General features: G+C 53.6%; 9 protein-coding genes and 1 pseudogene. 6 read left to right on the forward strand and 4 right to left on the reverse strand.

What is annotated here, in order from left to right; genetic code table 11:
* The 6 genes from LKD37_RS08055 to LKD37_RS08080 all read left to right on the forward strand — a co-directional run.
* Positions 1 to 2,120, forward strand: a 2,120-nt coding sequence (locus LKD37_RS08055) for a leucine-rich repeat protein (protein WP_302928741.1), incomplete at its 5' end; no start/stop codon positions are given.
* Positions 2,092 to 2,964 (forward strand): glycosyltransferase family A protein, encoded by an 873-nt coding sequence (locus LKD37_RS08060; RefSeq protein WP_302928795.1) that lies wholly within the window; start codon positions 2,092 to 2,094, stop codon positions 2,962 to 2,964. The genes LKD37_RS08055 and LKD37_RS08060, both read left to right, overlap by 29 nt.
* Complete coding sequence (locus tag LKD37_RS08065; RefSeq protein ID WP_302928742.1) at positions 2,961 to 3,905, forward strand: glycosyltransferase; 945 nt, start codon at positions 2,961 to 2,963, stop codon at positions 3,903 to 3,905. The genes LKD37_RS08060 and LKD37_RS08065 overlap by 4 nt, the downstream gene beginning before the upstream one ends.
* Position 3,906: 1 nt before the next feature.
* Entirely contained in the window at positions 3,907 to 4,716 is an 810-nt protein-coding gene (locus LKD37_RS08070; RefSeq protein WP_302928743.1) for a glycosyltransferase family 32 protein, read from the forward strand.
* Positions 4,709 to 6,145 (forward strand): oligosaccharide flippase family protein, encoded by a 1,437-nt coding sequence (locus LKD37_RS08075; RefSeq protein ID WP_302928744.1) that lies wholly within the window; start codon positions 4,709 to 4,711, stop codon positions 6,143 to 6,145. Before LKD37_RS08070 ends, LKD37_RS08075 begins: the two co-directional genes overlap by 8 nt.
* Positions 6,145 to 7,218, forward strand: coding sequence for an EpsG family protein (locus tag LKD37_RS08080; RefSeq protein ID WP_302928745.1), 1,074 nt, complete (start codon positions 6,145 to 6,147; stop codon positions 7,216 to 7,218). Before LKD37_RS08075 ends, LKD37_RS08080 begins: the two co-directional genes overlap by 1 nt.
* Positions 7,219 to 7,374: 156 nt before the next feature.
* On the opposite strand, the gene LKD37_RS08085 is transcribed toward LKD37_RS08080, so the two are convergent.
* From LKD37_RS08085 to LKD37_RS08100, 4 genes and pseudogenes are all read right to left on the reverse strand, one after another.
* Positions 7,375 to 9,171: a tyrosine-protein phosphatase gene (locus LKD37_RS08085; protein WP_302928746.1), complete on the reverse strand. Its 1,797-nt coding sequence runs from the start codon at positions 9,169 to 9,171 to the stop codon at positions 7,375 to 7,377.
* Positions 9,171 to 10,001 carry a collagen-like domain-containing protein gene (locus LKD37_RS08090; protein ID WP_302928747.1) on the reverse strand — a complete coding sequence of 277 codons (831 nt, stop codon included), beginning with the start codon at positions 9,999 to 10,001 and terminating at the stop codon, positions 9,171 to 9,173. Before LKD37_RS08090 ends, LKD37_RS08085 begins: the two co-directional genes overlap by 1 nt.
* 157 nt (positions 10,002 to 10,158) lie before the next feature.
* Positions 10,159 to 11,220: pseudogene (locus LKD37_RS08095) on the reverse strand (CHAP domain-containing protein); the annotation flags it as partial.
* 35 nt (positions 11,221 to 11,255) lie between these two features.
* On the reverse strand, positions 11,256 to 12,107 hold the full coding sequence (locus tag LKD37_RS08100; protein ID WP_302928750.1) for a DUF3848 domain-containing protein: 852 nt from the start codon (positions 12,105 to 12,107) through the stop codon (positions 11,256 to 11,258).
* Between the last annotated feature and the right edge of the window lie 7 nt (positions 12,108 to 12,114).

Here is a 12,114-nt window from a genome sequence, read left to right on the forward strand (position 1 = left end):
TGCCCGCCGCCTGGTACTCCGTGGAGCGCGGCGACGTGTATATTGCCGTGCTGAACCACACCTCCGACAAGGATACCTTTCAGCAGTTTACCCAGTGGCTGGTGGAGGACGCGGCCAAGAGCACCTGCACCTGGAAGGTGCTGGTGACCCACGTGCCCGCCTACTACACCAATCCCACCGGCGGCGGCGAAACCTATGTGCAGTATCTGCCCGCAGCCTGCGATGCGGCCGGCATCGACTTCTACTTCTCCGGCAACGACCACAGCTATGCCCGCACCGCCCCCATGACCGGCGGTCAGGTGGACGAAAACGGCACGGTGTACTACATCTGCGGCTCCACCGGCGGCAAGTCCTATTCCATCGTGAACAACCCCGACTTCCACTTTGACGTAGCCACCCTGGACTTCGACAGCGTCTATGTGGACGTCACCGCCGACCGCTTCCAGGCCACCGTCACCGCCTATAACGTGGCCGCCGACGGCACCCGGACGGTGCTGGATCAGTTCACCAAGCGCACGGCTCCCGTCTGTGCAGACGACGAGCACTCTTATGTGTATGACCGGACCACCGGCGAATTGGAATGCTCCGTCTGCGGCCACACCGAAAACGCGGCCCAGGTGCAGTATAACGGATGGGCCACTGATAAGGACAGCGGCCGGAAGATGTTCTTCTCCGCCGGGCAGCCGGTTACGGGTTATGTGAAGCTTTCCGATCAGTTCTATCTGTTTGATGAGACCGGCCTGGCCTATGAGGGCAATTATGACCTCTGCGGTGAATCCTGCTTCTTTGAGTCCGGCAAGTACGTCAGCAGCTCCAACGCCGATGTGCTCAATGCGGGCAAGCTTGGCGATGACATTGCTTATGTCATCTATAAGGATGGCAGGATGGTCCTTGATGGCACGGGCAGGACCTATGACTTCCAAAGCAATGGTATGCGTCCCTACATCCACTATATTCAGCAGATCAGGTCCATTCGGATCGGGAGCGGCATCCAATACGTCGGTACATATTTGTTTGCATTTACAAATGTGACCTCCGTTGAGTTTGCTCCTGACGGAGCACTGAGCTACATTGGCCCCGCCGCTTTTTATCAGTGCTATTACCTCCAATCCATCGAGATCCCCAGCAGCGTGAGGCACATCGGCAACAATACGTTTGCCGGCTGCCCGGTCCTGAGCAAGGTCGTTATCCCCAGCGAGACAACCGCCATGCACTACAATACTTTCCGCAACAGTGCGAAGGCAACGCTCTATGTAGTGGAGGGCAGTTACGCACAAAACTATGCCATCAATTACAATATTCCCTATGTGCTGACCAGCACACCGATCAGCGGCGGAATCGTAACTGTAAATGGTGTCCTGTACTACTACAAGGGCGGCCATCCCTACTATGCGGGTCTGTTCCAGCTTGACGGCAACTACTATTATGCCCGCTCCAGCGGCCAGCTGGTGGTTGACCGTACCTATTGGATCACCAAGACCAACGACCTTCTGCCTGCTGCGAACTACCAGTTTGATGCCGACGGCAAGATGCTGAACGCTCCGACCCCCGATCCCAAGCCGGACCCCGATCCCAAGCCGGATCCTGATCCCAAGCCGGATCCTGATCCCGAGCCGGACCCCGATGCTCTGAGTATCGTCAGCGAAAACGGCGTGCTGTACTGCTATCAGCATGGCAGCCGCTATTATGCGGGTCTGTTCCAGCTTGACGGCAACTACTATTACGCCCGCTCCAGCGGCCAGCTGGTGGTTGACCGCGTCTATTGGATCACCAAGACCAACGACCTTCTGCCTGCCGCGAACTATCAGTTTGATACCAGCGGCAAAATGCTGAACGCTCCGACCCCCGATCCCAAGCCGGATCCCGATCCCAAACCGGACCCCGATCCCAAGCCGGATCCCGATGCTCTGAGTATCGTCAGCGAAAACGGCGTGCTGTACTGCTATCAGCATGGCAGCCGCTATTATGCAGGTCTGTTCCAGCTTGACGGCAACTACTATTACGCCCGCTCCAACGGTCAGCTGGTGGTTGACCGCATCTATTGGATCACCAAGACCAACGACCTTCTGCCTGCCGCGAACTATCAGTTTGATGCCAGCGGTAAAATGGTCGGCAGATAACGCATATCCAAAATTAATTTCGGGCTGGCTGGGAATCTTTTTCCCGGCCAGCCCGAAAATGAAAGAGAACATTACGATGAATGTTGAAACACTGGTTGTAACGACTGGCCAAAGTGATAACCACCTCCCCCAGCAGATGCATATTCAGACAGATGCCCTCATCGGGAATCAATGCGGCAAAGACAGTCTGTCAGAGCATGTCTATCTCGGCCACAAAATCCGCTATATCAACACCTCTACCCATGGTGTCGGGATCAATCGAAACGAAGTCTTAATGCGCGCTACAGGGGACATCTGTGTTTTAGCAGATGATGACATGGTTTTTCTGGATGGATACGAGAAAACGATCTGTACCTGGTTCCAGAAGCTCCCCCAGGCAGACATCCTGCTTCTGAATCTGGAGGGCGGTAAGGCTCGGCACCGCAACACAAAGGTGACGCGGATCACCACTATGAATTACGGAAAATACGGTGCCGCCCGTATAGCATTCCGCCGCGAGGCGGTGCACTTCAGCGGCGTGATGTTCCATACCATGTTCGGCGGCGGCTGCCGATACAGCTGCGGCGAAGATACCCTTTTTCTGCGGGACTGTCTGCGTAAAGGTCTCCGTATCTATGGCATTCCGGCATCGATCGCGCAGATTGATGACAGCAGTTCATCTTGGTTTCAAGGCTATTCCGACAAATATTTTCAGGATAAAGGGATTCTCTATTATGCGCTGGATGGTAAGTGGGGACGTCTGCACGCGTGGATCCATTGCTTCCGTCACCGGCACAGGTATCATGAGTATGGTTGGAAAAACGCTGTTAAGCAAATGGTGAAAGGAATGGGTACGGTCAAGTGATACACAAACCTGTTTTTTCGATCATCGTTCCGGTTTATAATGTGGAAAATTATCTGAACGCTTGCGTTCAGTCTCTTATAAATCAAACTTTTTCTGATATTGAGATCATATTAGTTGATGATGGCAGCCCGGATAACTGCCCCGCTATGTGTGATACATATGCCGCCGCAGATTCCCGCGTGCATGTCGTTCATCAGCCGAACAGCGGACTATCTGTCGCGCGAAATACGGGGCTCGCACATGCTGCCGGGTCCTATGTTCTCTTTGTTGACTCAGACGACATTATCAACCTCGACACATGTCAGCGCCTGCTCCCCTTCGTCGATAAAAGCGCAGATATCATCATCGGCGACGGGATCAGCGTTGGTTCCAGGAAAAAGCTCTCCCATGGATATACCGCAGCCTGTGTCCGCGGGGATATGTACCTGAAGCTGGCGCTGCATGAAGGCTCTATGCCTATGGCGGCGGTACTGTATATTTACCGGCGTGAATTTCTGCAGGAGAACCGGCTTGTTTTCAAGCCGGGAATTCTCCATGAAGACGAACAGTTTACGCCCCGTGCATTTCTATCTGCCGAAAGGGTAATTGAAAGTGGTATTTGCTTTTACCACTATATCACCAGAGATGACTCCATCACCACGCAGCAGGACTTGCGCAAAAATGCCGCCGATTTGTATGACAGCATTTTGGAGCTAACCGATTTGTATAAACAACTTGCAGATCAAAAGCTGAAAAATCGCCTGCTGGATTCGCTTGTAACAAAATACCTGAGCCTGTTTCAGGCCGGCAGACTCCAGCAATATGGGAAAGCTTATATTCACAAGCGCTTCGTACTATGCAATGCCAGGCGTCCAAAGACCGTTTGCAAAGCGTTGTTATTTGCCATAAGCCCCCCATTATACTGGCACGTGAATAACTGGGTAAAACAAAGGAGGGCGTAGTATGGAAGTGCCGCATCAAATTCCTAAAATCATCCATTATTGTTGGTTTGGTAAGACTTCCTTGCCGGAGGATGCGCAGCGCTGCATTGCCAGTTGGAAAAAGTTTTGCCCTGATTATGAGATTGTGGAATGGAATGAAACGAAGATCAATCTTTCCGCCCTGCCTCTCTATGTCCAACAGGCATATGCAGCACAAAAGTGGGCATTTGTTGCAGACTATGTACGCCTTTATGCTCTGATCAGGTATGGCGGAGTCTATATGGATACGGATGTAGAGCTTGTTGCCCCTCTGGATCGTTTTATGAACCAGGCAGCTTTTGCAGGGTTTGAGGATGCCTCGCATGTTGCAACATGTGTCATGGCCTGTGAGCCGGAATTCCCTCTTTTTAAAGAATTTCTGCTGCAGTACAGCAATATGCAGTTTTTGAATCCGGACGGAACGTTGAACACGACCACGAATGTATCTCGCCTGACAGATATCTGTCTCGAACGGGGGATGCTCCAGAATGGTCAATGTCAGTCTGTTGCAGGACTTACGATTTACCCTGCGGATTACTTTTGCCCTTTGGCATTGGATACCGGCCTTTTAAAACAGACAGAAAACACGGTCGCCATTCATTGGTTCGCAGGAAGCTGGTGGAGCAGCGAGGAAAAATACGCATGGAAAATCACCCGTCGCCTGCATCGCATCCTTCCTGTAAAAACGGCCAAACGGCTGGGCAAAGCGATCGCAATTGCACGATATCGCGGATGGAGTTCTCTTGCAGAAACTTTTTCCGATTTTTGCAGAAAGCAGAGGAAGCATGAATAATAAACTCGAAAAAAGCAAGAAACTGATCCAAAACGTCTTTCTCTTTTTTTTAGCAAGCTTTATCCCAAAAACCATCTCATTTTTCATGGTTCCGCTGTATACAGAGTGCCTGTCCACCCTGGAATACGGAACGATAGATCTGATCACGACAACCGTTCAGCTGCTTCTTCCTATATTGACTCTGCAAGTTCAGGATGCCATTCTGCGTTTTTCCGTTGCCGGACAAGATGATCCCCGCAAAGTCTTTTCCATTGGCCTGCGTATTGTATCAGCTGGCTTTGTTTTTTTGGCGTCTGCAACATTTTTGCTGACCATGCTGGGAGTTGTGGACCTGAACGGAGCTTACATTGCTTTTTTTCTTGCAAGCTATCTCACCGGTGCGCTGGGCAATGTTGTGAACTATTTTTTGAGAGCCCTGGACAAGGTCAAAGAAATCACGATCGCCTCAGTTATTACTTGTCTGATAACTGTGTCATGCAATCTTTTGTTTCTGCTGATCTTCCGTTGGGGTGTAAACGGATATTTACTGGCGAATATTCTCGGGCATGTATTGAGTCTGCTGTATCTGATGCTCGCAGCTCGTCTGGGACGATACATCTCTTTCCGGATAAATGATCCGGAGTTGACCCGCCGGATCATTGTCTTCAGCCTGCCGATGATCGTCAGCGCACTTTCCTGGTGGATCAATAATTCGCTGGATAAGTATATTCTTTCCTTTTTCTGCGGCGTCTCTGCAACCGGGCTTTTGGCTGTGGCCTATAAGGTTCCGACTATTATCTCCACCCTTGGCGCAACCATTTCCAAAGCGTATTCCGTTTCGGTGCTGCAAAATTTCGATCCAACAGATAAGGATGGATTCTTGGGGCAAAGCTATGCGGTCATCAGCTTTTCTATGGTGCTGTGTTCCTCCGCCCTGATGCTGATAAACATTCCGTTATCGCGGCTGCTATTTGCCAAAGAATTCTATGCGGCCTGGCAATTCGTACCTCCTCTGCTTTTATCGGCATTATTTAACTACATGTCGCTTTCCTGTGAAAACATGTGCCTTGCATTGAACCGCACGAGACTGATATCTTCAACGGCGCTGATAGGGGCGGGCATTAATACATTTCTGAACCTCTGCATGATCCCCCTTTTGGGAAGCTATGGCGCAGCGGTCGCCACGGCTATAGGCTTCTTCTGCGTATGGATGATGCGTTATATATGGATCCTGCGGCATATTCAATTGAAGAACGCACGCATAAAGGAACCCCTCAGCTACGGGCTGCTTTGGGGACAGATGTTCGCCGCATACTGGGGAAATCGTCTTTTGCTGCTGCAGATCTGCATTTTCGTCGTACTTATTTTCTTATATTGGCGCGAGTTTAGTCAAATGCTGCACGTCATTCTGAAAAGAATATCTTCACTACATTGTAAGGGGACACTGTGATGCTGCTATCCTATATTGTTTATTTCGGCTTACTGATAGAGTGCTGGATATTCTCTTATTTTGCCGAGAAGCGAAACCGCAAGCTTCTCATATGGGTAATCATTCTATCCCTTACCATGGCTGCCGGTCTGCGAGCCTATTCGGTAGGTCTTGATACCCCGAGCTATGTTGAGAAGTTTTCGTACATATACAAGGGGATGTTTTCCTATGCCTACGGTCTGGAGGAGTCCTTCAAATACATCTGCTATGGTATTTTGCACGTGATCCCGAATGCATCGTTTTTGCTTGGGCTATTGGCGCTGATTACGCACGCCTGCATTATTTTACGATTTTGGGAGCTGCGCGGGATCGCGTCCTTTCCATGCATGGTCGTATTCTATTATATGTCTTTCTACTTCATGTCCCTCAACGGGATAAGGCAATTTGTCGCTGTGGCAATCGTTTTTTGGGGAACGCGCTATTTGGGGCAGAAAAAGTCCCTGCGCTTTATTTTGTGCATTTGTATCGCCGCATTGTTCCACCAGACTGCAATCGTAGGCTTCCTTCTTCTGCTGCTGAATGCATTTCAGTGGAAGGAATTGCAGCAGAAGCAAAAGCTCCTGTACATTCTTTTCATTCTTTGCGTTCCGTTAATCATTGTCCTGCTTTCAAATAAGATGGCCCAATATAGCCGCTATTTTTCTGATCTTTCCATTAACATAGGGCTGATCGTGCCGGTAAAGCTTGCACTATGGATGTTGTGTATGCTGTTAATGGCGCACAGTGCAATGTATCAGGAATTCCTGTCATCCATCCATGCTTCCGAAAAATTCGACGTGCGCATATCGTACATAATTTATCTTTTTGGGCTTTTGCTCGTCTCATTGGGATACTTCTTCCCGACTTTTATCGAACGCATCAGTTGGTACTTTTATGTTTATGAAGGGGTATTTTATGGGGCCCTATTGAAAAATACGGAACGGGGCACAAAAATTCCAATTTCCTGTGGGATATTTCTCCTTATCGCCTATGGGTTCTGGTACAGTCTATCGCATGATTCTCAAGGAGTGATGCCATATCTGTTTATAATCTAAGCATATATTGACTTTTATATTCTGATATTTGTGTAGAACAAGAGCATGTCTCGCCGGTATTTACCGGTGAGACATGCTCTTGTTTATGTATTCGCCTCCGACAACGAGTTTCAAACCGTCTAGTCCACGACCTTTGAGTAACTGAAAGTGTCAGACTTACCCGATCTCCTCATTTACCGTAATGATCGAATGCGAATCGATCCAGTAGCATCCGAATCGCGCAAAGGCCACTGTCTTGCCGGAATAGGCCGGAACCGTGAGGCTGGCAAGATACCCGCCCGACATGGTATTCGTTCCAGTATCCTTCCAGTACGGGGCTGCTATCACCGCCTTGTTCGCATCATAAAATGCGATGCGTTGTTCGTTGATAGCGGCCGACCCTTCCTTCAGGTTCATCCCCTCAAATCGTACCGTGTCCCCGGAATGGACCGGGATGAATCCGGTAATGTATGTCGATGCTTGCGAGGACGGTTCACCAGTGCTGTTCAGCCGGTATCCCTGCTGGTATCCGACGCCGTTGAATACCGCCCCGCCGGCGTCCGTCGAAATGGGGATCTGATTTGTATACGCCGCAGTCGCCACAGCCGTGATAACGACGTTCCCGGTCACGCTTGCAATATGGACGGTGCTGCCGGACACCGCCGTGACCGTGATATCTGTGCCGCCCATGGTGACCGAGATGCTGCCGAGTTTCTTCCCGGCATTGGGGGTAATCGTGACGCTGAGCGCCGCGCCTTCGCTGATTTCCGTCCCCGCAGCATTGCTTGTGCAGTCCGTCAGATGCTGCGTCAGAGTATACTGCGTAACGTAGTCGGAGGCATTCAGCGCGGCGGGCGTTCCGTTTATGGCTGCTGAACGGTATGCGTTCAGCTCGTCGATCGTCAATCCGGCTTTCAATGCCCACTTCACGACATTATCCCGGAGGGAGGACTTTCCGAATGACGCGAAATAATTGGCCAGGCCGGTGTAGTTGGCCGAGGTCCGCTTCTGCGGCGTTCCGGCATCCGAGAGAGAGGAAAAGCCCGAAAGCTCATAGTCCATGTCCACGTGCTTTCTGGAAACGCCAAGCAGCGCAAGCAGGATGAACGACAGGGTCCCCGTTCTGTCCCGCCCCAGTGAGCAGTGATAGATCACCCCGTTCCCGTGGATGACCACATCGAACACCGCCCGCAGAAGTGCGGCCATCTCTGCGTAATGGGATTTCGTCAGGTCGACGAGGTCGCTGTAATAGGCCGACAGGGGATACCGCTTGTAATACACCTCGCTCCCAAACGGGGAGCTTTCCAGAGACGCGTTATCCCGCAGATCAAAGTGGTAGCGGATGTTTGCATTTTGGGCGATATTGGCATCTGCGGATTCCGCTGCACCCGGTGCGGCGCAACGATACATCCGCCCATACCTGACGGTTCCTCCGTCACATGCCCATCCACCGAGGTCCCGGCAGTTTTTCACATAGCCGATAAACTTCATCATGCGAACTGTTCCGGTCGGCTTCACGCGCCCGCTGTCGATTACATCCCCTCCGCTGCCTTTCACGATGTAGCGGAGGACGTGCCCGGGGACTGCGTTGTAGATCACGGTTTCTCCTCCCAGGATATTGTTGAGCTTTCCCCCGATGCCGGTGGTCTCATCCTGCTGGTAACGCGTTCCCCCCTGCATCGTGAGCGCTTTGCCCAGCGGAGCATCCTTGATTCCGCTGGCCCCCGTGTAGCTGTCCAGCACGCTTACGCTGCCGCCGTTGGCGTCCGTATAAGCGGCCTCCGCCGCAGTCAGATAGGCCGCAACCGTGGTGCTCATTTGCGGGTACTCCTCCACGTCAGGCTGTAGCGGAGCGATCGCCAAAACGGCATCGGCCATTTGGGCGACCTTATAGGTGGCCGTACTGCCGTTTTTGGCCCGGATGGCGTTTGCGATGGCCAGGACGCTTGCCTCCTCATAGAGCTTCTTTGCCATCAGTAGCTCACCTCCGTCCCGTCCGGCAGGGCCGCCAGCACATCAGCGACTATCTCCGCCTTGTCCGCTGCCGTCCAGTAGTCCGTCCCCTTCACCGGGGCGTGGCCAGCGGGGCCCCTGGGGCCGGTGTCGCCGGTGTCGCCTTTGGGGCCCTGCGGGCCGGTGCCGCCGGTGTCGCCTTTGGGACCTTGCGGACCGGTATCGCCGGTGTCGCCTTTGGGGCCTTGCGGGCCGGTATTACCGTCTTTTCCGTCAAACTCTCCGCTGGCCTTGGCCTGTGCCAGCGCCGCCTCCGTGGCCGCCTGCAGCGTGTCCGCCGACAACGCCCCCACCTCTGCCGCCGTGTAGGTCGGTTTGCTGTCCTCTTTGGCCCACGCCGGTACGGTGGGGTCCGCCTCCTTCACCGGATGCTCGGTCAGGTATCCTGCCACCGCCTTGGCGATGTCCTCCTCAGACGCACCGCCCATGCCACGGATCAGCTCCATCAGCTGATCGTACACGCTTTCGGGCGGGTCCGCCGGAGCGCCGCCGGGCGTGGTGACGGACGGCAGCACCCGCAGGTCCGCCGCCCGGCTGGTGTGCAGGTCCCCGGCGTACAGGCCCACGGACGCCCACCCCGGCGTGCTGAGCACCGGCAGAGCCGCCGTATTGCCGGTGAATACCACGTCCTGATAGGTGCCGTCTGCCAGGTTCACCCGCATGGTCTTGGTATCGTAAGCGGCCCACTCTGCATCCAGGTCCCACACCACCGTATAGTCGCTGTTGCCGCAGATCACGGTCCCCGTGCCTCCGGCCCGCTTGTCCCGAATTTTGATCTTGATTTCAGGCATTTGCATCAACTCCCTTCGGATACGCCCGCACGCGGCGGAAAAGTTGCCCCCGCTGTTGCCGTCTCCGTCTTAGTATGTGACGGGTGGTATATCGGCTATAGCACCCACCTTATTTCAAATAATACAGCTGAGTAACTTGATAACTAGTCTTACGCTGTTAATAGGCCACCACACCGTACCCCAGAATCTCATAGTATCCCACCGGGTATTGGTTCACCCGGCAGCTGTCGCCGGAGTTGCCCTCCACGGTGTAGATGATCCCGTCCTCGACCTTCCAGACAATGCCCACGTGGTCGGACTGCCCGTCCTGCGGGCCGGAGTGACCCTTGTTGTCCCAGTCGAAGAAGATAATCATGCCGGGCGCAGGCTCGATGGCGTTATCCGCCCATTGGCCACGGTCTCGGAACCACTGGACGCCGTTGACGCAACCTGTGAATTTGGGAATGACACCGGTGTCGATGTAGCCGCACTGGTCGGCGCACCAGGAAACAAAGCAGGCACACCATTCCACACGGCTGCCGAAGCCATACCATGACCAATAGGGCTCGCCGCCTACGTTGCCTACCTGCGTCAGCGCCACCTGCACGATCTGGTCGTCTGCACCGTACACGCCGTAGAGCACAGCCGCCCACATTCCGGAGGTGCCTTCCTCCAGCAGGGCATCCAGATGCTCCAGCTGCCGTTCTCCGAAGCCGTATTCCGCTGCCATCTCCGTTGCCGTTTTGTGGCTGACCACAATGTGCAGTGTGGTCTTGGTCTCCGTGACGGTCTCCTCCAGAATGTTGCCGTGGCCGTCGTCGCTTTCGATGATGGTCGTCACGCTTTCCGTGGTGGTGGAGTGGGAGATGGTGTTCATCGCCCAGAAAATATCCCGCAGAATCTGCTCCTTTTCCGGTGTGACCGTGGCCACCTCCTGCGGGTTATCCGGATCGGAGGTAACCTTCACTGCATAGACCGACAACACCTCCGGCCAGACGGCCCGGGAACCGGACATCTCCAACGTGTCGTAGACTACAGAGCCTTTGATATCGTCCAGCTGCGCCTGATACTCCTGATTGATCTCCTGCACCACCGTCCGCATGGGCTTGTCGCTGCCGGTATCCTCGCTGGAAAAGAAGATGCCGAAGCATGCCACCACTGCGGCGATCAGGCAGATGATCACTATGACGATCAGCGCCACCCAGCCGCCTGCGGCGATGGCGGCCACCAGTGCCTTGATGCCTTTGGATTTCTCCCGGGTCTTGATTTCCGCCATCAGCCCACCTTCTTTGCCACCACCACGAAACGGCCGTTTTTGTAGGTGTATTCGCAGGTGGAGAGAGTCAGCAGCGTATCGCCGTATTCCACTTCCATGTCCGTATCGTACAGCGCCCGGGCCCGGACATTCTCCAGAAATTCGGCAAATTCCGCTTCATCCATGTTGGTGTACTCGTTGTACCGGAAGGTGTCCCGGTTGGTGTTGAACCGGAAGGCAGCCACCACCTCATATTCGCCGGAGCCGGATAGGGTGTCAAAGCGGATAGTCTTGTGCCCCTCATAGAAGCCCCTGTCCGCATAGCCGCAGAGGTCAGCGAACATAGTGCCGTCGTTCATATGGTGACCGTAGATAACGATGTTGTTGCTGAGCCCCGGCGCACAGCCCTCGTCGATGTAGGGCACGCCATAGTTGCTGTATGCCTTGTCAAAGCCGTGCTTCAGGTAGTAATCCGGGTTATCCGGCGTCTGCATGACGGGATAGTGGATGCTCGTTTCGTCAATGGAGATCCAACCGACGAAGTCATTGTTCTGTTCAAAAAGAGCGCCATATTTCAGCTTATCAGCACGGCCCTCAATGCAGTCCCGGAGGGTCTCCATGTAGCCCAGCTCCAGCTTTTCAAAATCCCGCAGGACGTCGGCAACGGGGCACGGGGATTTCATCAGGGCCTGGCACTGCTCGGGCTGCAGTTCCAGATCCTCCATGGCAAATAAAATATCCTGCCGCACGGCGTACTCATAAGCGTGCTGCAGGATCTCATCCGGCGGAAGGGTCAGCAGCCAGTCCCGGTAGCTGTCCTGTTCCGCCTCCATCTTGTGGTAGCTGGCAGTATTCAGTTCTTCAGGTGTCATTGTTCCT

The sequence above is a fragment of the Brotocaccenecus cirricatena genome, assembly GCF_020687045.1.
In the GTDB taxonomy this organism is placed as follows: domain Bacteria; phylum Bacillota; class Clostridia; order Oscillospirales; family Oscillospiraceae; genus Vescimonas; species Vescimonas cirricatena.